Origin of the sequence: Microbacterium sp. YJN-G (genome assembly GCF_015040615.1) — a bacterium.
In the GTDB taxonomy this organism is placed as follows: domain Bacteria; phylum Actinomycetota; class Actinomycetes; order Actinomycetales; family Microbacteriaceae; genus Microbacterium.
On the sequence record NZ_CP060402.1, the window covers coordinates 2,302,972 to 2,324,362 of the forward strand.

23 protein-coding genes are annotated in these 21,391 nt (G+C 66.6%); 15 read left to right on the forward strand and 8 right to left on the reverse strand.

The window, feature by feature from the left end:
• Position 1: 1 nt before the first annotated feature.
• From H7694_RS11080 to H7694_RS11090, 3 genes are all read left to right on the forward strand, one after another.
• Positions 2-913 carry an NYN domain-containing protein gene (locus tag H7694_RS11080; RefSeq protein WP_193596566.1) on the forward strand — a complete coding sequence of 304 codons (912 nt, stop codon included), beginning with the start codon at positions 2-4 and terminating at the stop codon, positions 911-913.
• A 64-nt stretch (positions 914-977) separates the two neighbouring features.
• Positions 978-1,598, forward strand: a complete 621-nt coding sequence (locus H7694_RS11085; RefSeq protein ID WP_193596567.1) for a DUF4166 domain-containing protein — start codon at positions 978-980, stop codon at positions 1,596-1,598.
• Entirely contained in the window at positions 1,595-2,548 is a 954-nt protein-coding gene (locus H7694_RS11090) for an epimerase (RefSeq protein WP_193596568.1), read from the forward strand. The genes H7694_RS11085 and H7694_RS11090 overlap by 4 nt, the downstream gene beginning before the upstream one ends.
• 149 nt (positions 2,549-2,697) lie before the next feature.
• Here the strand turns inward: H7694_RS11090 and H7694_RS11095 are convergent, their stop codons facing one another.
• The 3 genes from H7694_RS11095 to H7694_RS11105 are packed head-to-tail and all read right to left on the reverse strand — an operon-like array spanning position 2,698 to position 4,907.
• A complete protein-coding gene (locus H7694_RS11095) occupies positions 2,698-3,090 on the reverse strand; it encodes a PLD nuclease N-terminal domain-containing protein (protein ID WP_193596569.1) in 393 nt (130 codons plus the stop codon).
• A gap of 48 nt (positions 3,091-3,138) precedes the next feature.
• A complete protein-coding gene (locus H7694_RS11100) occupies positions 3,139-3,981 on the reverse strand; it encodes a sulfurtransferase (protein ID WP_227468075.1) in 843 nt (280 codons plus the stop codon).
• Positions 3,978-4,907 (reverse strand): aldo/keto reductase, encoded by a 930-nt coding sequence (locus H7694_RS11105; protein WP_193596570.1) that lies wholly within the window; start codon positions 4,905-4,907, stop codon positions 3,978-3,980. Before H7694_RS11105 ends, H7694_RS11100 begins: the two co-directional genes overlap by 4 nt.
• A gap of 107 nt (positions 4,908-5,014) precedes the next feature.
• On the opposite strand from H7694_RS11105, the gene pgi reads away from it, so the two are divergent.
• The 3 genes from pgi (at position 5,015) to H7694_RS11120 (ending at position 9,036) form a co-directional block, all read left to right on the forward strand.
• Positions 5,015-6,697, forward strand: a complete 1,683-nt coding sequence (gene pgi, locus H7694_RS11110; protein WP_193596571.1) for a glucose-6-phosphate isomerase — start codon at positions 5,015-5,017, stop codon at positions 6,695-6,697.
• A gap of 219 nt (positions 6,698-6,916) precedes the next feature.
• Positions 6,917-8,266, forward strand: a complete 1,350-nt coding sequence (locus H7694_RS11115; RefSeq protein ID WP_193596572.1) for a cytosine permease — start codon at positions 6,917-6,919, stop codon at positions 8,264-8,266.
• Between the two features lie 158 nt (positions 8,267-8,424).
• Complete coding sequence (locus tag H7694_RS11120; protein WP_193596573.1) at positions 8,425-9,036, forward strand: flavodoxin family protein; 612 nt, start codon at positions 8,425-8,427, stop codon at positions 9,034-9,036.
• Positions 9,037-9,136: 100 nt separating this feature from the next.
• Here H7694_RS11120 and H7694_RS11125 read toward each other — a convergent pair whose 3' ends face one another.
• Both H7694_RS11125 and H7694_RS11130 read right to left on the reverse strand, forming a co-directional pair.
• A complete protein-coding gene (locus tag H7694_RS11125) occupies positions 9,137-9,313 on the reverse strand; it encodes a hypothetical protein (RefSeq protein WP_193596574.1) in 177 nt (58 codons plus the stop codon).
• 150 nt (positions 9,314-9,463) lie between these two features.
• Entirely contained in the window at positions 9,464-10,579 is a 1,116-nt protein-coding gene (locus H7694_RS11130) for an acyl-CoA desaturase (protein WP_319805281.1), read from the reverse strand.
• A gap of 221 nt (positions 10,580-10,800) precedes the next feature.
• Here H7694_RS11130 and H7694_RS11135 point away from each other — a divergent pair, with 221 nt between their 5' ends.
• The 3 genes from H7694_RS11135 to H7694_RS11145 all read left to right on the forward strand — a co-directional run bounded on the left by H7694_RS11135 (position 10,801) and on the right by H7694_RS11145 (position 13,508).
• Positions 10,801-11,181 carry a VOC family protein gene (locus tag H7694_RS11135; RefSeq protein WP_193596576.1) on the forward strand — a complete coding sequence of 127 codons (381 nt, stop codon included), beginning with the start codon at positions 10,801-10,803 and terminating at the stop codon, positions 11,179-11,181.
• 280 nt (positions 11,182-11,461) lie between these two features.
• Positions 11,462-11,887 carry a hypothetical protein gene (locus H7694_RS11140; RefSeq protein ID WP_193596577.1) on the forward strand — a complete coding sequence of 142 codons (426 nt, stop codon included), beginning with the start codon at positions 11,462-11,464 and terminating at the stop codon, positions 11,885-11,887.
• A gap of 286 nt (positions 11,888-12,173) precedes the next feature.
• Positions 12,174-13,508, forward strand: a complete 1,335-nt coding sequence (locus H7694_RS11145) for a HEPN domain-containing protein (RefSeq protein WP_193596578.1) — start codon at positions 12,174-12,176, stop codon at positions 13,506-13,508.
• 182 nt (positions 13,509-13,690) lie between these two features.
• Here H7694_RS11145 and H7694_RS11150 read toward each other — a convergent pair whose 3' ends face one another.
• A complete protein-coding gene (locus H7694_RS11150) occupies positions 13,691-14,968 on the reverse strand; it encodes a helix-turn-helix domain-containing protein (RefSeq protein ID WP_193596579.1) in 1,278 nt (425 codons plus the stop codon).
• 207 nt (positions 14,969-15,175) lie between these two features.
• On the opposite strand from H7694_RS11150, the gene H7694_RS11155 reads away from it, so the two are divergent.
• The 5 genes from H7694_RS11155 (at position 15,176) to H7694_RS17800 (ending at position 18,367) form a co-directional block, all read left to right on the forward strand.
• Positions 15,176-15,481, forward strand: coding sequence for a hypothetical protein (locus tag H7694_RS11155; RefSeq protein ID WP_193596580.1), 306 nt, complete (start codon positions 15,176-15,178; stop codon positions 15,479-15,481).
• A gap of 147 nt (positions 15,482-15,628) precedes the next feature.
• Positions 15,629-16,138 carry a hypothetical protein gene (locus H7694_RS11160; RefSeq protein WP_193596581.1) on the forward strand — a complete coding sequence of 170 codons (510 nt, stop codon included), beginning with the start codon at positions 15,629-15,631 and terminating at the stop codon, positions 16,136-16,138.
• Between the two features lie 97 nt (positions 16,139-16,235).
• Entirely contained in the window at positions 16,236-17,459 is a 1,224-nt protein-coding gene (locus H7694_RS11165; protein WP_193596582.1) for an IS256 family transposase, read from the forward strand.
• A 390-nt stretch (positions 17,460-17,849) separates the two neighbouring features.
• Positions 17,850-18,233: a hypothetical protein gene (locus H7694_RS11170; protein WP_193596583.1), complete on the forward strand. Its 384-nt coding sequence runs from the start codon at positions 17,850-17,852 to the stop codon at positions 18,231-18,233.
• 2 nt (positions 18,234-18,235) lie between these two features.
• The gene (locus H7694_RS17800) at positions 18,236-18,367 is read left to right on the forward strand and encodes a hypothetical protein (protein WP_264674904.1); all 132 of its coding nucleotides are present in this window, start codon (positions 18,236-18,238) and stop codon (positions 18,365-18,367) included.
• A gap of 85 nt (positions 18,368-18,452) precedes the next feature.
• Here the strand turns inward: H7694_RS17800 and H7694_RS11175 are convergent, their stop codons facing one another.
• The gene (locus H7694_RS11175) at positions 18,453-19,757 is read right to left on the reverse strand and encodes a hypothetical protein (protein WP_193596584.1); all 1,305 of its coding nucleotides are present in this window, start codon (positions 19,755-19,757) and stop codon (positions 18,453-18,455) included.
• Between the two features lie 442 nt (positions 19,758-20,199).
• Between H7694_RS11175 and H7694_RS11180 the strand changes: the two genes are divergently transcribed.
• Positions 20,200-20,754 (forward strand): hypothetical protein, encoded by a 555-nt coding sequence (locus tag H7694_RS11180; protein WP_193596585.1) that lies wholly within the window; start codon positions 20,200-20,202, stop codon positions 20,752-20,754.
• Between the two features lie 260 nt (positions 20,755-21,014).
• Here H7694_RS11180 and H7694_RS11185 read toward each other — a convergent pair whose 3' ends face one another.
• The gene (locus H7694_RS11185; RefSeq protein ID WP_193596586.1) at positions 21,015-21,365 is read right to left on the reverse strand and encodes a sulfate permease; all 351 of its coding nucleotides are present in this window, start codon (positions 21,363-21,365) and stop codon (positions 21,015-21,017) included.
• Positions 21,366-21,391: the final 26 nt, after the last annotated feature.

A 21,391-nucleotide genomic window follows, 5' to 3' on the forward strand; every position in this document is an offset into this window, starting at 1 on the left:
CATGGCCGAGAACGCGGGTCGCGTCGCCGTCTACCTGGACTTCGACAACATCGTCATCTCCTGGTACGACCGCGTGCACGGGCGCAACGCGTACGGCAAGGATCGTCAGCGCATCACGGATGACCCCAACGACGCCGCCGTCACCGAGCGGCTGCGTCAGGCGATGATCGAGGTCGGCGCGATCATCGACTACGCGTCCTCGTTCGGCACCCTCGTGCTCACCCGCGCCTATGCCGACTGGTCATCGCCCGTGAACGCCGAGTACCGCTCGCAGCTGGTCGCCCGTGCGGTCGACCTCGTGCAGCTGTTCCCCGCCGCGGCGTACGCCAAGAACGGCGCCGACATCCGCCTCGCGGTCGACGCCGTCGAAGACATGTTCCGCCTGCCCGACCTCACCCACGTCGTGATCGTCGCCGGCGACAGCGACTACGTGCCCCTTGCGCAGCGCTGCAAGCGGCTGGGACGCTACGTCATCGGCGTGGGCGTCGCCGGCTCGACCGCGAAGTCGCTGGCCGCGGCGTGCGACGAGTTCGAGTCGTACGACTCGCTGCCGGGCGTCGCCCGCCCGGTCAAGGCCGAGACGACCACGACCACGACCACGAAGGACAAGTCCGCGACCAAAACCGCCGCGGCCACCCGCAAGGCGAAGGCCGCGGCGAAGGTCGACGACCAGGGCGAGGCGACCGCGCTGCTCGAACGCGCCCTGCGGCTCGGGCACGACAAGGCCGAGGCCGACGAGTGGCTGCACAGCTCGGCCGTGAAGACGCAGATGCGGCGGATGGATCCCTCGTTCAGCGAGAAGGCGCTCGGTTACCGGTCGTTCTCGGAGTTCCTGAAGTCCCGTGACGACATCGCCGAACTCGAGGAGACCGGTCACGAGCGGCTGATCCGGTTGCGCGAGACCTCGTCCTGAACCTCGACCACACGGCGGGGCGGTGACCGGAGTGCGGCGCATGCCCCGCCGATAGGATCGGGGCATGCGCCACATCCCCCAGTCCCCGTACCTGCGGGCGCTGGGAACGGATCGCACGAGACTCCACCCGGGGCTGTCCGCCTACTTCTCCGCCCTCCCGGCGGGCCACGTCGGCATCGGTGAGGGCGTCTTCGAGCGGGTCGGTACGCCGCGCCGCTGGCTCTGGCCGGTGCTGCGGATGCTGCAGCGGCGCGGAGCCCTGGTGGCGGGCTGGCATGAGCAGCTGCCGTTCACGGTGCGCAACCGCACCATCGCCGGCAAGGCGGTCAGCGCGCGGACGTTCCACCTGCCGGAGGGCGACTGGACGATGCGGGATGCCGTCAGTGCCCGTCCTCGCGGACGCGTGGTCGATCAGATCGGCGAGCCCGCGACGGTCGCCGTCGCCTTCACCGTGTCGGTGGACGGCGACGCCCTGGCCCTGCGGAGCACCGCGGTCGGCATCCGCCTCGGCAGTGTGCGCATTCCGCTTCCCTCTCTGATCGCCCCGGTGGTGCGGCTGCGCGAGAGCGCCGAGAAGCAGGCCGGACGTCAGCGTGTCTCACTGACCATGGACATGCCCCTGCTCGGGCGGATCTACGAGTACGAGGGCACATTCGAGTACCGCATCGAGGACGAGACGGCATGAACCGGGTGGTGATCGGCGGCTCGACCGGGTTCATCGGGCGGCACCTGCAACGGCACTACGCCGCCGAGGGCCGTGAAGTCGTGACCGTCTCGCGTTCCGGAGCCGACCTGACGTGGCATGACCAGGCGGGCATCGACGCCGCCGTCGACGGCGCGGCGCTCGTGGTCGGGCTGGCCGGCAAGAGCGTCAGCTGCCGGTACACGCCGGCGAACCGGGCGGCGATCCTGTCGTCACGCATCGACACGACGGCCGCGCTGAGCGGTGCGATCCGCCGGGCATCCGCTCCCCCGCCCCTGTGGATCAACTCGTCGACGGCGACGATCTACCGGCACGCCGAGGACCGCCCGATGACCGAGGCGGACGGTGAGATCGGCACCGGCTTCTCCGTCGAGGTGGCGAAGGCCTGGGAGCGGGCGCTGTTCGCCGACGATCTTCCCTCCACGCGCAGGGTGGCGCTGCGCACCGCGATCGTGCTCGGCGACGGCGGTGTGCTCGGCCCGCTGCGTCACCTCGCGCGCCTCGGACTCGGCGGCACGCAGCTCGACGGGTGGTGGCCGGTCACAGCCGCCCGGCGCGCGGCCGGCACCGCTCACGTGCCCGGTCCCCGGGGTGGGCGGCAGCGGTTCAGCTGGATCCACGTCGACGACCTCGTCGGGATCATCGACTTCCTCGAGCGGCATCCCGAACTGGACGGTCCGGTGAACGCCTCCACCCCGCATCCCGTCGACAACGCGACCTTCATGGCCGCCGTGCGGCGCGCGCTCGGCGTGCGCTTCGGCCCGCCGACGCCGCGATGGATGCTGGAGATCGGCGCGATGGCGATCCGCACCGAGACCGAGCTGATCCTCAAGAGCCGGTGGGTGCTGCCCGGCCGGCTCGTCAAGGCGGGTTACGCCTTCCAGCGTCCGAATCTGAACGAGGCGCTGCGCGCCTCCCTCCCCGCCCGCTGACCCCCGGGCCGAGCCCCAGCAAGGTGGCTCGCTTGAGCAGGGGCCACACGCCCCCGGAGGCTCCGGCCGGCGCGGAGCGACGGCTGGAGTGGGGCGTGGGGATGGGTCCCTGAGCCTGTCGGAGGGCTGGTCCCGACCCTAGCTCCGCCCTACTCCTGGGTCCCTGAGCCTGTCGAAGGGTCCTCGCGCTCCCGCCTGCGCTTCTCGATCTCCTCGCGCAGGCGCCACTCCTCGATCTCACGGTCGAGGTCGGCGATCTGCTGCTCGGTCGTGCGAGTGTCCACCGGGATCACCGGCGCAGGCGGGGCAGCCGGCGGCCGGGACCGCTCGGGGTGGCTCGGCCTGCGGATCTGGAGGCCGCCCTCCGGGTACTCGCGTCCGATGCCAAACCACAGCATGCTGCCGATGAAGGGCAGCAGCACGACCAGCAGCATCCAGACGAACTTGGGCATGTACTTCACCTGCGCGTCGTCGCGCCGGATGATGTCCACGAGTGCGAACGCCATCAGCGCCAGGACGATCAGCGACAGCACAAAACCCATGGACTCAGAGTAGACGACGCGTGGTGCGCGGGGACCGTGAGCCGGCGCTCATTCGGCGCCGGTCGCGACCGGCCGTCCGGAAGTGTTCGACCAGGCGCTCCACGAGCCGGGGTAGATCGTCACGTCCCGCCCGACGAGTGCACCGGCGAGGGCGAGCTGCGCGGCGGTGATCCCCGACCCGCAGTAGGCGGCGATGGGCGTCTCGCCGTGTGCACCCACTGCGTCGAAGGCCGCTGCGATCTCGGCTGCCGGTCGGAACCGGCCGTCGTCGGTGAGCACCTGCGCGATGGGCAGGCTGCGCGCACCGGGGATGTGCCCGGCGACGGGGTCGATCGGTTCGGTGTCCCCGCGGAAGCGCTCTGCGGCCCTGGCATCGAGCAGCACGCCGCGCTGCGGCCAGGCCGCCGCGTCGTCGGTGCCGATGATCCCGGCCTCAGCAGGTGCGGACAGTTCGACGTCACCCTCAGTGATGGTCACGTCGCCCGTCTCGACCTCGCCGCCGGCGGCCGTCCAGGCCGGCCAGGCGCCGTCGAGCACCCGCACGTCGGTGAGCCCGGCGCGGCGCAGCGCCCACCAGGCGCGCGAGGCGGCCAGCATCCGGTGATCGTCGTAGATCACGACCGGTACGCCACGGCGGATGCCCCAGCGACGGGCGGATGCGGCGAGCGCGGTGTCATCGGGCAGCGGATGCCGTCCCTCGTGCGGTGCACCGTGACGCGACAGCTCGCCCTCGACGTCGATGAACACGGCACCGGGGATGTGCCCGGCGAGGTACTGCTCGCGTCCGTCATCGCGACCGAGCTGCCAGCGCGCGTCCAGCACGTGCACCTCGCCGAGCCGCTCCCGCAGCTCGGCCGCCGAGATCAGCGGATACCCGTTCGCAGTGCTCACGGGATGATGTGCCCGGCGACGCGGAACAGCTCGTACCACTCGGCGCGGCTGAGCTCGACGTCGGCGCCGGCCGCGGTATCCGCCACCCGCTGCGGAGTGGTGGTGCCCAGCACCACCTGCATCTGTGCGGGGTGGCGGGTGATCCACGCGGTGGCGATCGCTATGGGCGCAACGTCGTACTTGGCGGCGAGGCGGTCGATCACGGCGTTGAGCTCGGCGTGCTCGGGGTTGCCGAGGAAGACGCCGTCGAAGAAGCCGGCCTGGAACGGCGACCACGCCTGGATGGTGATGCCGTTGATGCGGCAGTACTCCACGATCCCGCCGCCGTCGCGGACGATGCTCTGCTCCTCGCCCGACATGTTCGCGGCGATGCCCTGTGCGATGATCGGCGAGTGCGTGATCGACAGCTGCAGCTGGTTGGCGATCAGCGGGTGCGTCACGGCGGTGCGCAGCAGATCGATCTGGCGCGGCGTGTGGTTCGATACTCCGAAGGCGCGCACCTTGCCCGCGACGGCGAGTTCGTCGAAGGCCCGGGCGACCTCCTCGGGCTCGACGAGTGCGTCGGGCCGGTGCAGCAGCAGCACGTCGATGTAGTCGGTGCGCAGGGCCTTCAGCGAGCCTTCGACCTGGGTGACGATGTGCTCGTACGAGAAGTCGAACATCTGCTCCGACGGCACGATGCCGCACTTGGTCTGCAGCGTGATCTCGGCACGCTCGGAGGGCGACAGCTGCAGGGCGCTCGCGAAGCGGTCCTCGCACACGTGCATCGCCCCGCCGTAGATGTCGGCGTGATCGAAGAAGTCGATCCCCGCATCGCGGGCCGTGTCGTACAGCTCCCGCACCTCGGCATCCGTCTTGTCGGGGATGCGCATCATCCCGGCGATGACCGCGGGCGCTGTGACCGGACCGAACGGCACTGTCTTCATGGTTCCTCCTGTGTCAGAGGCAACGCTACAGGTCCGGTCGGCGGGCGGCATGGCACTGCGACGACATCGTCGCCCGACGCGGTTCCGCGACCGGCTAGCGTTGTGGCATGACCGCTCCGATCGATGCGACGACCACCTCCGCCTGGGCTGAGCTCACCTCTCTTCGCGAGAGCTTCTCCCCCGATCTGCGCGCCTGGTTCGACGCGGATCCCGGCCGTGTCGAGCGGCTGAGCCTGCCCCTGGCCGACCTGCACGTCGACCTGTCGAAGAACCTCGTCACCGACGAGATCGTCGCCGCCCTGGTGCGCCTGGCTGAGCAGACCGGTGTCGCCGAGCGGTACGCCGCGATGCTGGCCGGCGAGCACATCAACACCACCGAGGATCGTGCGGTGCTGCACACGGCGCTGCGTCGTCCCGCCGGCGCGTCCCCCGCCCTCGTCGTCGACGGGCAGGAGATCGATCAGGACGTGCAGGACGTGCTCGACACCCTGTCGGCGTTCTCCGAGCGGGTGCGCTCGGGCGAGTGGGTGGGTGTGACCGGCAAGAAGGTCACGCACGTTGTGAACATCGGCATCGGCGGCTCCGACCTCGGGCCGGTCATGGCCTACGAGGCCCTGAAGCCCTACGCGGATGCCGGCATCGAGGCACGCTTCGTCTCGAACATCGACCCGACCGACCTCGCGCAGAAGACCGCCGATCTCGACCCCGAGGCCACGCTGTTCATCGTGGCGTCGAAGACCTTCACCACGCTCGAGACCCTCACCAACGCACGCCTCGCGCGCGACTGGCTGTGGGCGGGGCTGGCAGCATCCGGTGCCATCGGCGACGACGAGGCGAGCCGGACGGATGCTGTGGCGCACCACTTTGTGGCCGTGTCGACCGCGCTCGACAAGGTCGAGGAGTTCGGCATCGACCCGAAGAACGCGTTCGGGTTCTGGGACTGGGTGGGCGGCCGCTACTCGGTCGACTCGGCCATCGGACTGTCGCTGACGATCGTGTTCGGCCCCGCCGTGTTCCGCGAGCTGCTCGCGGGCTTCCACGCCGTCGACGAGCACGTGCGCACCACCCCGCTGGGGCAGAACGTGCCGGTGCTGATGGGCCTGCTCAACGTCTGGTACGTGAACTTCCTCGGCGCGCAGTCGCACGCCGTGCTGCCGTACGCGCAGCAGCTCAGCCGTTTCGCCGCCTACCTGCAGCAGCTGACCATGGAGTCCAACGGAAAGTCGGTGCGCTGGGACGGCTCGCCGGTCACCACCGAGACCGGCGAGGTGTTCTGGGGCGAGCCTGGCACGAACGGCCAGCACGCGTTCTACCAGCTCATCCACCAGGGCACCCGGCTGATCCCCGCCGACTTCATCGCGTTCGTGAACCCGGCATACCCGCTCAAGGACGGCGGCCGCGACGTGCACGGGCTGTTCCTGGCGAACTTCCTCGCGCAGACCAAGGCTCTCGCCTTCGGCAAGACCGCCGAAGAGGTCGAGGCCGAGGGCACCACGGGCGCGCTCGTCGCCGCGCGCACGTTCAGCGGCAACCGACCGACCACGTCGATCTTCGCGCCGTCGCTCACCCCGGCCGTGCTGGGTCAGCTGATCGCCCTGTACGAGCACATCACCTTCACGCAGGGCGTGATCTGGGGCATCAACTCCTTCGACCAGTGGGGTGTCGAGCTCGGCAAGCAGCTGGCCCTGCAGATCGCCCCGGCGATCGAGGGCGATGCGGATGCCGTGGCCGCGCAGGATCCGTCCACGAAGGCGCTGCTGTCGTACTACCACGCGCACCGCGACGCCTGACCTCACCGTTTCGCAGCATCCGCTCGAGACTTCCGTTCCGGCCTGAGGCGGAACGGGAGTCTCGTCGTGGCGCCCTGAGACCGCCGGCGTCAGAACATCTCGAGGCCGCGGCGATTATGCACGGTCGCGGATGCCCAGGTTCCTCCCAGAGACGGGTATGGTATACCCAAATACCAAACGGTATACCAAGCCACATTCGCTGACGAAGGACGGCCCGGCATGTCAACGGCAAAGGAAGCATCCACCCTGCTGGATTCGGAGTACGAGCACACGCCTGTGCCCCAGGAGCACCGGAGGAGCTTCGCCTCCGTGTCTGCTGTCTGGTACAGCTTCCCGCTGGTGCTCACCAGCGCCGTCATCGGCGGCGCTGTCACCGCCATGCTCGGCTTCAAGATGGGCATCCTCGCCATCCTGGTCGGCAACCTGATGCTGATGGTGGTCGTCGGATCGCTGAGCTACCTCGCCGGCAAGACCGGCGAGAGCTTCGCCATCTCGGCGAAGCGCACGTTCGGCAAGGCCGGATACGTCGTCGTGTCGGGCCTGCTGTCGACCGTCGTCATCGGCTGGTTCGCTCTGATGGTCGGCCTCACCGGCGACACGATGGCCCGCTCCTTCGGCCAGAACCTGCTGCTGATGACGCTGCTCGGCGGCGTGCTCTACGTGGCCGCGACGTTCATCGGCATCAAGGCGCTGACCATCCTGGGGTACTTCGCCGCTCCCCTGTACGTCATCCTCGGCATCGCCGCCATCGTGATCGCGTTCAACAGCGGCACCTCGGCGATCTTCGAGTACGAGCCGCTCGCCGGCGCCGGCGCACTGTCGTTCGGCGTCGCCGTCACGATGATCTTCTCGACCTTCACCGACTCGGGCACCATGACCGCCGACTTCACCCGGTGGGCGAAGAACGGCAAGCACGGCTTCTTCGCCGCGTTCACCGCCTTCCCGATCGCCAAGTTCATCGCCGAGGGCATCGGTGCGGTGATCGTCGCCAGCGCCTCCGCGCTGGTGGTCAACGCCTCGCAGAACGGTGGCGACTTCATCGGCATCCTGGCCAGCGCCGGCGGCGTCCTGAAGGTCCTGGCCATCATCTTCGTCTTCGTGAACCTCGGCGTCGGCTGCACGCATTGCCTCTACAACGGCGCCGCGGGCTGGTCGCACATGACCAAGAGCAACATGCGCGTGGTCACGCTGATCCTCGGCGCCATCGGCATCGCGGTCGCCCTCACCGGCGTGTGGGCGCAGTTCCAGGGCTGGCTGAACCTGCTGGGCCTGATCGTCCCGCCGATCGCGGCGATCCTGATCATGGACCAGCTGGTGCTCAAGCGTCGCAACGACGAGAGCCAGAAGTGGCAGCCGCTGGCGTTCGTCAGCTGGGGCCTGGCAGCGGCGATCGCCCTGATCGTCGACCGCTTCGCACCTCAGCTGTCGGTGGTCGTCGCGGGCCTGGTGTCGTCCGCCGTCATCTACTACATCGGGCACCTCATCACCAGCCGCAGGACGACCGCGACTCCGGGCGACGGCCCGGTCAACGACGCGATCGATGACTCGGTGGACGTACCGGTCGCCTGATCCGCGTCTTGAACGACCACAGGGGCCCGCGGCCGGAGCGATCCGGCCGCGGGCCCCTCACGTTCTTCCATGCGTGCGGCGGGGCGCGTCGGTAGCGCATCCCCTCGGCATCCGGAACCCCCTCGGCGACCGCCGCGCGCCGGGGATACCGTGCGGGCATGGACGAACAGCTCAGCGCACTTCTGATCAACTGCACGCTCAAGCCCTCACCGGCGGGATCCAGCACGCATGTGCTGGGCGAGCAGGTCCTGAACGCCCTGGCCGAGCACGGCGTCACCGCGGACCGCATCCGAGCGGTGGACCACCGCATCCTGCCCGGGGTGCAGACCGACATGGGCGGCGACGACGAGTGGCCCGAGCTGCGCTCGCGCGTGCTCGCCGCCGACATCCTCGTCTTCGCCACCCCGACGTGGCTGGGTCAGCACTCCAGCGTCGCCCAGCGGGTGCTGGAGCGGCTGGACGCCGAGCTGTCGGAGACCGACGATCAGGGACGGCCGATCCTGTTCGACAAGGTCGCCCTCGCTGTCGTGGTCGGCAACGAGGACGGCGCGCACCACATCGCCGCGATCGTGTTCCAGGCGCTCAACGACGTCGGCTTCACGATCCCGGCGCAGGGGTCGATCTACTGGAACGGCGAGGCGATGCAGAAGACCGACTACCGCGACCTGCCCGAGACTCCCGAGAAGGTGGCGCAGTCGACAGCGACCGCCGCCGCGAACGCCGCGCACCTCGCCCGGATACTGAAGGGCACGGGGTACCCGAAGGGCTGAGCGGGCGTTTCGTCGATGTCCCGAGACACGGAAGGCGGATGCCCTCGGGCATCCGCCTGCCTGCGGTCTCAGGCGAAGCCGTCGTCGCCCCGACGGTCACCTAGTTGCGGTGGTTGTCACACACGCCCGGCTTGAATCCGGGTTGCGGGTTGCCGTTCTGCCCCGGCGAGCACTGCGTGCTTCCCGGACCCGGCGGGTCGGCGAAGGCCGGAGCACTCATCGTGAGGCCTCCGAGGATCAGCATCGCCGTGGCCATCGTCGCTGTTGCCTTGCGCATATTCTCACCCTTCTCTTCGCAGATGATGACCTCCCCGGCACGGTGCCGGCGCGGAGTCATCACCGTTCGAACAGGTGAAGTTACCCGTGCTCTGCGACGATGCGGATGGGGTTCCGCCTGCATCGCCGAGAGGCCATAATGACGCGAACGTCAGGCGCGGCGGTATTGCGCGGTGATCGGGCAGTCGAAGGGATCGCGGGCGGCGAGGCCCACGTGGTTCAGATAGCTGATGACGATGCCGTACGAGCGCAGCAGCGTCGTCTCGGTGTACGGCACGTTCTGGGCCGTGCAGTAGTCGCGCACGATCTCCCGCGCCCGCGCGAGGTGGCGTCGCGACATGCTCGGGAACAGGTGGTGCTCCACCTGGTAGTTCAGCCCGCCCATCAGCCAGGTGGCCCACCAGCCGCCGGTGATGTTGCGCGAGGTGCGCACCTGCTTCGAGAAGAAATCGAGCTTGGCGTCGGGGGCGATGATCGGCATTCCCTTGTGGTTCGGGGCGAAGGTCGCACCCATGTAGACGCCGAAGACGGCCAGCTGCACGCCCATGAACGCGAACGCCATGCCGAGCGGCAGCAGCAGGAACACCGGCACGAGGACGATCGCGAAACGCGCCGCGATCATGGCGAGTTCGGCCCAGCGCCCTTTGACCGGGCCACGCGATGCCAGGTGCCGCACGCTCAGCACGTGCAGGTTCAGCCCCTCGAGAGTCAGCAGCGGGAAGAAGAGCCAGCCCTGGCGCAGCGTGATCCACCGGACGAGGCCTCGCGAGCGCTGGGCGTCCTCGTCCAGGAACGAGATGGTGTCGACCTCGATGTCGGGGTCCTTGCCGACGCGATTCGGGTTGCCGTGGTGGCGGGTGTGCTTGGAGTCCCACCACGAGTAGCTCATGCCGACGATGGCGGCGAGCACGCGTGCGAGACGGAAGTTCGCGGGGCCCGAGGCGAGGATCTGGCGATGCGCGGCCTCGTGGGCGAGGAAGGCGACCTGGGTGAACAGGATGCCGAGCGCCGCGGCGATGAGCAGCTGGAACCAGCTGTCGCCGAGCAGGATGAATCCCGTCACGCATCCGCCGAATCCGAGCAGGATCGCGGTACCGACGAGGATGTAGAACCAGGGCGTGCGGTGCAGCAGCCCGGTCTCGCGCACGACTCGCGAGACGTCCTGGTAGGCGCGCGTCATCGGCGGGAACTCGTCGGTGCCTGCGTACGTCTGGCGGATCGGTCCGAGCGTCGCGGTGGTCGTGTCGACCTGGTTGAGAGTGATGATGTTCTCCTGCCGATCGGGTGCCCTTGAGCTTTCGAAGCCAAGGGCGGATGCCGATCGCTGCTCTCACCCTACGCGGGTGGATATGCGGCGCACGGCATGTCTCGGCGTCCGCATCGGCGCCTGCGAGAGCCGTCTGAGGACGTTCCGGTTGACGGCCGTCGGGCTTATCGTTCTTCGGGTGAGCCACCCGGCTCTCGTTCTCTCGAGGAAGGTGCAGGATCATGGACTGGAAGATCGAGCTGATCTTCGTGCCGGTCACCGATATCGACCGGGCGAAGGACTTCTACCAGAAGGTCGGCTTCCACGCCGACCACGACCAGACGCCGACGGACGGTCTGCGGTTCGTGCAGATGACCCCGCCGGGCTCGGCCTGCTCCATCGCGTTCGGGATGGGGCTGGGCGTCCAGCTCGAGCCAGGGCAGCAGAACACCATCCAGGTCGTCGTGCCGGATGCCGACGAGGCGCTCGCGCATCTGCGGGGGCTCGGCATCGACGCGCAGGGCGTGGAGGAGCTCGCCTGGGGCCGTTTCGTCACCTTCGACGACCCCGACGGCAACACCTGGACGCTGCAGCAGCTCCCCGACTACAGCGGGCAGGGCTGAGGCGACCGAGGGGCGGATGCCGTGCAGCATCCGCCCCTCGTCATCCCGTGACCGTCGTCGCGGTCAGAAGTCCCAGTCCTCGTCGCGACCCGCGGAATCGTGCGGAAAATCTGTGTCGGCGCGATCCTCGTGCCATCTGCGTGCCAGTCGCGCCCAATTCGCATCAGCGAGCGGCTTGACCACGCACTCACAAGCGTAATTGACCCATCGCCGGCGCGATATCCCTGCTGTCGCGGCGTGCGCGCGCCACGTACCTCCTAGGTGGAGAAGGGAGCTCACCATGAGCAATCGCACCACCGGAGCAGCCCGTAGGCACACGGCCGAGATCGCGGAGGAGCAGCGCTGGATGAGCGTCGTCTTCCTGCAGGGCGAAGAAGCCGACATCGTGCTCGACGTGATCGACAAGAGCGGGCCCGACGCGGCAATCCAGCATCTGTCGCTGTGGGACTACGGCCAAGAGACGCGGGATGCGGCACTGGTCAACGGATACGTCTACGACCAGATCCCCCAGAGCCCGACCGACCGGGTCATCCGCGACGAAGCAGCCGGGTATGCCCTGACGTACAACATCCACTTCGGGTACGTGTCGCTCCTCCGTCAGTTCGCTCCCCTCGTCGAAGACGCCCGAGAGTCCGTGGAACCACCGGCTCGGTTCGGATTCGACAGACAGCGGACCGTACGCCGCACGGACGGACTTCGACTGTAGGCCGCAGAACGGCAGCAAGCGAGCATCCGTAAACGGGCAATGCCCGTTTACGGGACCGGCTCGTGCTTGCAGGATTCCTCAGCCATCGGATGAGGTGTCTGGAGTTGACGAGGTGACCCTGATTGGTGCACTCGTTGCACTGGCCGCCTTCGAGGTCGATCCCCACTCGCGAATAGATTTGGTTCCCGGTGCGCATGCGTGGATCGCTCGCCGTCAGGGCAGACTGCGTGCCGCCGGAAAATCTCAAGGCCTGTGCGCAGGGTCACAGAACTCGAAGGAGCGTGCATTGAAGTCCAAGGACCAGAAAGCCGCAATAGTCGCCGCGCTGGAGCTGGCGCGTATGGCGGTGCACAGCACCGAGGCTGACCCGCGCATCGGATGGGCATGGGTCAACCCCAGCTACCGCGCATCGCCATCGAGGGCCTTCACGGGACCGGATGGTTCGATGACCGTCGCGGATGCAGGTATTGCACCGCTCACCGACGCGGTAGAGAACATCCTTCGGATGCCCGGCGTGCGCGAAGTCTGGCGTGACGAAGACGTCTGGACGGTCGTTCTCCAATTGCTCGCTCATGTCGCCGTAAGCCCTCAGGCTGATCTGGATTCTGCCGTCGACCGAATTCTGAGGCCTAAGCCGGTTCGCGTCGTGGCGGCCCTCGCCAACGTGACTTGGCACTCTGCGCCTCAGACAATCGGAGGGATCACGGTCGCCCGGTTGGCATCGGAGAAGGACGCGAAGCATCTGGCCGCGACGCTGAAGCTTGATGCACCATCCACCAATGCCCTCGTGCATCACACGGAACAGCTCACGGGCGAGTTCGGATCGTATGTCGTAGCGACCGCGGCGAGCAACAGGCAAGAGCGTCTGGCATATGACGACTTTGAGCGCTCACTCGAGGACCTAATTGGGCTCACGTTGATGTATTCGGGGCGTCTCGAAGATTACGGGATTCACTCCGGAAGAGGTGCCACCAATCGCCCAGGTGTCCGCGGCCTCGCGCTGGATCGAGGGGCGCTAGGAGCGCTGCTCGGCGAGAAGGGGGCAGGCGAGCTGGGTGCACGTGTTCTGTCTATCAGCGGCTTCGGCAACCGAAACGGATTCCACTGGTTCAGTGCTGACCCGATGCCGATCGACAAGCTGATCGAGGGAGATGAGTGCCGACTGATAGCCGAATTGCTTCAGTCCGATGATGCCCTCGCACAACGGCTTCGTGTGGCGGCGAGATGGTACGCGCGCGCCTTCTGGGCATCGTCCGAAGATGACGCGGCGCTCGCTGTTTGCGTCGCGCTCGATTCGCTGCTGACTGGGAAGGACGCTGCTCCTGGCGCTGTGAGCAAGGGGCGTTTCGCGCTTCTAGAACGCGATCCGGCGCGGCGTCAGGAGCGGTTCAAGCGATACGACCAGGTCTACGGAGTCCGCAATGCAATTGCGCACGGAGGCGGCGCGTCGAGGGCGTTGGCGGATCTCGGAGGATCACGTTCGTTGCTCAGAGACGCACGTTGGGCTGCCGCGCAGTTGGCAGACTTGCGCTCGGTTGTCCTTCCGAAGTCTGATGCAGAACTGAGGGATGCGTGGAACGGCGTTCAGTGGGGAACGATCCCTTGGGCACTCGATTCGTAGATGACCTTCTCAGCGATGCTTCGCGCGGCGGAAGGGCGCCCAAGGGCTCGCGAACGGGGCGGCAGACGTCCGCGGGTGCTCAACGACGACAAGCGCGCGATCATCCGCCTGCGTACGCGGTGATCAATGACCTCTACCCGCGACGTGTCGCCGAAAGCGCACCGACAGGCTGAGGTGGTCAGCTATCGACGACGAGGAAGATCCGTGGTCAGCCTCGCGAGATGCCGGATGCCAGCCTGGTTGAGGCAGTCGGTTGCCACATCGATGACGATGCGGATGAACTCCTTCTCCTCGACCAGTGGATCGATAACCCGATAGACCGGGCGATAGCTTTCACCGAGAGTGGTCGTGGAACTGCCGCCGCGGAGCGGATCCTTGTGTGGTTCAAAGACGAGTCGCTCGTCGCCGGCAGGCGTGTAGTCAGACGGCCGCCAATCGATGCCGATCAGCAGCTCGACATCGCCGCTGGGATCGTTCTCAGCTACGGCTCGGATTAGAGCGAGCAGGGCGGCGACAAATCCCTCGAGTGCATCTGCGGGCAAATGGTTTGGAGGGAGGTGCGTGCCGTCGCCGTAGCGATGGTTGCCGCCCTCCCAGGCGAGTCCGACTGCACCGTCATTGAAGATCGCCGCGTGTGCACGTCGCCACGACTTGGGGTCCTTCGGCGGCACGATCCAGCCCCGGAGAGCCGGGCGGGCCGCATACTGCTCCACATCCGTGAGCGCGTGGTAGTCGCTTTGACACAGCCAATGCCAGGCGTTGCTCTGCGCTTGACCGACGAACACTGCGATGTCGGCCCGCTGTTCAAGTTGCCTGGGTGCGCTCTTCGGAACGCGAGGTCTGGCGACACCCACCAGAACCGCGTTCTCCCGCGGCTCATGGGAAGTAGCCATGTCCTCGAAAAGCGCTTCGAGGAGCTCTCGGTTTCGGCGGCCCGCTTCGAAGCGCGTGCGGTAGGCGGCCTCGATGAGACGCTCGTTCATCCATTGCGTGTCCGCGTTCACACGAAGCGGCGCGCTGAAGCTCTGCTTGTTGCCATCAAAAATCATGTGCGGCCCGTCGACGCTCGCAGGCACCACGATCGCAGCGAGCCTGTCCGAACCAGCGACGTCGATTCTGTACGAGCGCACTCCCAGCACTGGTGGCTGGATCGCGCTGTATGAGACGGCCTGGATCGTCCGCTCGTAGCTCTCGGTGAGTTCACCGGCGTCCACGCGGGCGGATGCAGCCTTCTGGGTCTCATCCACGCCGAAAACGAGCATGCCGCCGCCAGCGTTCGCGAACGCGGCGATGTCCTTCACGATCCCGGAGGACTTGAAGTCCTTCTCGACCGGGAGATGTTTCTTCCAGTCCAATCGATCAGACTCCACGAGGCCCTGGGCGATAGCGACGTCGATCATCTGTTCGGCGAGATTCCCCGGAGGAAGACCCAGCAGCTGGTGCAGCGGCGTGTTCAGCATGCGATCAGGGTATTGGGCAGGGCCGACGGCGCCGCTCGTTCAGGTGGCGTGACGTGCACGCCCTTGCCCAAACGGGGAATGACCCTGGTAAACAGCGTGCGCACGATACGGCACCTTCGAGCGAGCGTGAGCTCATCCTCATACGGGCATGGCGCGCTCGCGGGGGCAGTGCGTGCGCCCTGGTTCACCGCACACAAGGATGGGCACATGGATGCCGAGACTCGACGAACCGCCCAGACACTAGTCGACTTCTACGCCGGCTTCGCCGCGAGCGACGACGAGGCGGAGCAACGCGCCGCCTTCGATACCTCAATGGCGGCGCTGAATGAGGGCGATGCGCTAATTGCGACGATGGACGACGGCGAGCTCACACTCGACTTCACCCGTATTCTGCTGGCGTCGGGAGCGACGCTTCAGTGGCTAATGGAGCGTCTTCAGTCGGCCACCGGCCAATCCGCGGAAGCGCTCACTTTCGAGCTTCGGACGTTCATCGACGGCCTCGCCGACGGCTGACTGCCCCGCGGGGGCGATCCTCCATCGGGCCTTGCACCTTGGTGGCGCCTTCGCGAGCGGTGCCGATTCGAAGTCGCCCCACGCCATGCTGCTCTGGCGCGACACGGATGTCGGAAGTCGCATGCAGGATTCGCTCGGGAGGTCACGATGACAGACGTCGTATCCGCAGCGGGATCCCTCTCGGCTGCGCTCGTTTCAGGAAGGATGACGGAGTCGCAGCTTCGCTGGAGCCGCCGCCATGCCGGCGGGACGGCACTAATCCAATCGCTGCTACCGATCAGTCGGCTGTTGCAGCAGTGGGACATCGCCACGGACGCCGCGACGTGGGCGACGACCGTCGTCAATTGCATGACGACCGTGCAGGCTGAGCGCTCCGCGATGCCGCGGCAGTGGGCGCACCTAGAAAGCAGTTTGCGGGCAGCGCTAGGCGAAGCTAATGGTCTCGGCCATGCTGACAGAATCTCGGTCGACGACTGTCCCGAGTTCTTCAACCCCGACCGCGTTTGGATTGACTTCGCCGCCGACTATTTCAGCCTCGTACTCGCCGGTGTCGGCTATTGGCGCGAAGAGTCGTCAACGCGACGCGCCGGCAAAGTTCGGATCCCTAGTTACGACCGGTGGCTGCAGGAGACGGTGGCGTCCCCTGGGGTGGTGTAGTTTCCGGTGCTGGGTGTCACGTCGTTGACGTGGTGAGCCATCGTGCGATGGTCAGTGAGAACCGACTAAAGCTACTCACAGAAAGACACGACGCACGATGGCTCTTGACCAGTCTGCCCTCCTCGAGCTCCTCGGGGAACTGAAACTCACCGACGTCACCGACCGGATCCGGGTCGCGACCGAAACGCTCTACCAGGAGTTGATCGACGCGGAAGCGGCCGCGTTCATCGGCGCCGCCCCGTTTGAACGCACCCCGGATCGCACCACGCAACGCAACGGCACCCGCCGGCGGACGCTGACCACGACCGCCGGGGAGCTGGATCTGCGGATCCCGAAACTGCGGCAGGGCTCGTTCTTCCCGTCGCTGTTGGAACGGCGCCGCCGGGTCGATCAGGCACTGTTCGCGGTCGTGATGGAGGCCTACGTCCACGGCGTCTCGACCCGGAAGGTCGACGACCTGGTCAAAGCGCTCGGCGCTGACACCGGGATCAGCAAGTCCGAGGTGTCTCGGATCTGCGCGAACCTCGATGAGGACGTCGCTGCGTTCCGCGACCGGCCCCTCGCGGACACCACCTACCCGTATGTGTTCCTCGACGCGACCTACTGCAAAGCACGGGTCGGCCGGCGGGTCGTCTCTCAGGCCGTGGTCGTCGCCGTGGGTATCGCGGCGGACGGGCGGCGGGAAGTGCTCGGGTTCGAGGTCGGGGAGACCGAGTCGCAGCCGTTCTGGACCACGTTCCTGCGGTCGTTGAAGGCCCGCGGGCTGGACGGGGTGAAGCTGGTCATCTCGGACGCGCACACCGGTCTGATCGCCGCGATCGACACCGTCTTCCAAGGCTCCAGTTGGCAGAGATGCCGAGTTCACTTCATGCGCAACGTGCTCACCTCGGTCCCGAAGACCGCGGGGCCGATGGTCGCGTCGATCATCCGCACGATCTTCGCTCAACCCGACACCGAGCACGTGTTCGCGCAGTTCCACGAGGTCGTGCGCATGCTGACACGGTCGCACCCGAAGATCGCGGACATGCTCGAGGACGCGAAGGACGACATCCTCGCGTTCTGCGGGTTCCCGCAGCAGCACTGGCGGCAGATCTGGTCCACGAATCCCCTGGAGCGGGTGAACAAGGAAATCAAACGGCGCACCGACGTCGTCGGCACCTTCCCCAACCCCGCCGCGTTGCTGCGCCTGGCCGGGCACGTCCTCATCGAGCAACACGACGAATGGGACGGCGCCGACCGACGCTACTTCAGCGAGCACTCCATGAAGCTCCTCAACACCACCGAGAAGGAGGTCGCGATCCCCGAACTCGCTGCAGCATAATCACAGAAGCTGATCTCGCACGGTGTTGAGAAACTCCACCACTCAGCGGGACGTCACCCAGGAGACCGGCCGATACTTCCCGGGGCTAGGAACGTGGCCATCCGCTGAAGCGCTGAGGAAGCACCGAGTGGGGCGATCCATCCTTCCCTGATCAACAGTGGCTCGCGGCCGGCCCGGCGGCACCCTCAATGGCGCGCCGAGCGTTGAGGGGCGATCGCGTGCATGCCACGCCTGTATACGAGGACCCCGCGCGCAACGTGTCCGGCGGCCGGTTCCGCTCAGAGACCCGTAGTGTGCGGATGTGACGTGTGACAATCGCCGGCTTTTGGCGAGATGAATTGCCTGCTGAGAGAGATCGCTAGTGCCGTTGCGTCGCCCGACGTGATTGGCATGGTAGGCATCGGGGTTTCGGTCGTCCTCGCGCTCATCGCACTTCGCGTCTCGTGGTCGGCGAATCGACTCACCGCGTCGGCGAATGCTCTTGCCGCACAGGCGATCGAACTAACCCGTAGAGCCGAGCGACGCCGGTTTGGCGAGGCCGTGCAGGGCTACTACGACAGCCGTCGGAAGGATATCTGGAGCGGCAAGAACTGGAACATGCCTCATTACACTCACGACGTCTTGGGCGTGGCGAACGAGGTTCAAGAACCGAACACCGACGTCCTGCTGAAATGGCTAACCGACACAATCGACCGCATTCTCGACGCGGATTCGTATCCGACCCAGGACATCGACCATTGGCATTCCTCCGACAGTCGGACGCCGTTCGGCTGAGGATGACGGTTCCCATTGAGATCGGCCGCTGGATCCACGATCCGGAGAACTACATCCCCGAGCGCTTCATCCTGGAGCACGGCATTGAGGTAGGAATTCGCGGCAACCCGACGCCGTCCGACGCGAAAAGCTAGGCGGGCGATCCTCATTCGGGCAGCCAGGTGAAGAGAGGCAAAGTCGCCTGGCTCAGTTGGTCGTCACCCTGGGCAACCCGCGCCGTCATAGCCGTGTCCCGTCGTTGTGGTTCCAGTCTGGAGGCCACGACGATCGAGCAGCATCGATCCAACCGTTGCCGACTCCGGGCCAGGCGGTTGGTACATCGTCGCCTTGGAAGTAGTATCGACTGGAAGGTTCTCGACCGCCGACCGCCAGCACTGCCCCACTCGGCGTGCGACGCCATGCTCTCCAGACTTGAGCGTCGTCAGCAACCTGCACGACGAATCCGTGATCGGCCGGTAGTCCATGTTTGTCTGCGTCGACTATCCAGTCGGTCAGATGGTCCCAGTACCGTCCACCTTGCCGGTCATACTGGCCGTTCTGGCATGTCCATATCCAGTCGAGACGTTTCTTCGTCACGTCAAACTCGCGGCGGTCGATGTGCAGCCCGTCGCCGTTGACTCCTGACGCACCCGCGTTGCTTGAGAGCGAGCGCAAGCGCGCCGCCTCTTCAACATCGCGTCGGGCAATATCTGAGCGGAACTCCCTCATCCGCCGAAGTCCATCGCGGAACCCTGAAGCACCGGCAACCGAGTTGTACCTCGGTCCGAACTGCGTCAGCAGGCTGAGCCTGAGGCGCGTGCCGATCAAGAAAGCCAGCATGAGCTGCGCCGTGAAGGGCTTCCCAATCGCGCGAAAGCGCGCCCTCACCTTGTCAGTGACGGCGTAAAAGCCGAACACATAGAAGAACGGCAGCAGCGATATCGGCAGCCAGAAGTTGAAGAACAGGGACTGGAAGAACTTGGACCAGTCCGGGGGCGTCTGCATGAGCGAGAGAGTCGTCCAAATCAGGAGGAACGCACCCATCAGCAGTAGGACGGCCTCGCAGAAGCGCTTGACGGGCACCCACTCGGGCCTTGTCGCGGCGAAGGCCGCGAACATCACGAGAAACGCCGCCACGACCTGATACAGAGTCTCCCAGACGAGCGGCAGGGGTGCTGCGTCGAGGTAGACCGTGATCACCGCCGCGAGCGTCAAAGTATCGCGAACGAGCTTGTGCGCCAGCTCACTGCCTGATTTGAAGGACATTGCGCGGAACGTCATTGGCAGCGTGACCGCTGCTGTCAGAAGCACCGCATCCTTCAGTAGCGTCACGTCCCACAAGCCAATGCGCCCGGCGATCCACGTCGAGACCGCTGATGCCGCAACAACGATCACGTACACCCAGACGAGACGCGGCGCGAACGCCGCCTTCAGCACTGCCCGGGTTGACGGAGCCATATGGCGCCTGAACTTCGGCACCACGATCACGACGAGAATAAGGCCGGCGACAATAATGGCCGAGGCCGCTTCCCGTGATGTCAGCACGCGGGCCTCCGTTCTAAATCAGATGGCGCTGGCCACTATAAGGGGGGATGCGGACACTCGGACTCCACCCCAGGCGGCTACCGCGCTGTGTGTCGCCCTGTGTGTGTGCGAGACCGCTGATCATGGCCGCGCGAGGATTTGCGCTGAGTGTTTCGCGTTCTCCCATCAGCGCCGACTGATTCCGCGATGGGAGCTGTGTATACCGCTCGAGCCGGACGGCAATCCTGCCGCCGTCCGAGTTGATTCCGCACCCGTGACCGTGCCCGCCACTTCGCCTGCGACAGCGCGCTCGTTGTGGTGGCGGATGATTTGCGCCGCGCTCTGCAAGGCACCGATCAGCACCAGCAGCGCCATGTTCGCGCCAACCGAGACGCCGGGGTTCGTGGGGCGAGGGCAGGCGAGGGTGAGTGAGGCGGGCGCCGTAGAAGGTTAGGCTCGCGCCATGGATGCGCTCGTGCCTGTTGTCGTCGGCGGGCTCCTCGCGTTGGGCGGCGGGCTCCTGGGCGCATGGATCCAGGGGCGGCGCGAGCACCGCAGATGGATTCGTGAACAGCGGTTCGACGCGTACCAGCGGGCGCTCCGCCTCATCGAGCACATGCGTGGGCTCGGCTTTGATCCGGTGGACGACGTGATCGAGGAGTTCATCGCGCGGGACATGGCGGATTCGCCCGAGGCTGAACGGGACGAGATGCGGGAGCGCATCCGTCACCGGCTTGGCGAGGATGACCTTCGCGGCGAGAAGTTCCGCGCTATGCGCGCGTTGGAACTGGAGCGCGTCGAGGTGACGACGCTCTTGGTGCTCGTCGGCCCGAGCGACGTCGCCGTACACCTGTCGGCGGCGATTTCCGCGATGGCTGACGACGACGAGGACCACTACGACGCCGCTGTCGAACGCCTCGTGGGCGCGATGTGGAAGCCGCTGGGGATCATGAAGCCCTATCGCCTTGCGCTCTCGACCACAGCCCGTCGACCTCGACAGCAAACCCTCGACGCCTGAGCCCGGCGAGCGCAGGCGCGGCTATGCGTTGCGACGGCCTCTAGCCAGTGCTCTCGACTGCGGGCGAGCGTCGAGCGCTGTCCGTCAGCCTCGGTCCTCGCGCGCAAGCCGGTCCTCGCGCGCGCGGAAGCAAGCTCACCTGCTGCTCCCCGCCGGTATCGGCGGAGTCCGCCAGTTTGACCCGTGCAATCACATGAACGTTGAGCGGACGGCTACCGAAACCTCACTGCGGGCCGACGCCATCGTGTCGGTGCGTGGTCTCAGCTGACGGACAACTCCTCGTTCGATGCCACTCCCGCGGCGCGGTAGCGCCGCTCAGCCACCCGCACGCGCACCAGCCGTACCAGCGTGACCGGACCGTTCACCAAGAACTTGAGGGCGTTCCATATGCAGACGAGCACGATGAGATTGATCCAGCCGGGGCCGCCGTCGGCGACCCACTGTGCAAGCGCCGCAGCGACTACGAAGTAGACGACAGCAAGCAGCATTGCGGTTACGCCCCACTTGAGGCCGCGACGGGTGTGCGTGGCGCGGATCAGGATGTTCGTGGGCATGGTCCGCTGGAAGAGCGTGTAGACGCCGCTCACGAACGTGATCAGTAGTTGGAACATCAGCCAGGCCCTCCTCCACATGCGGG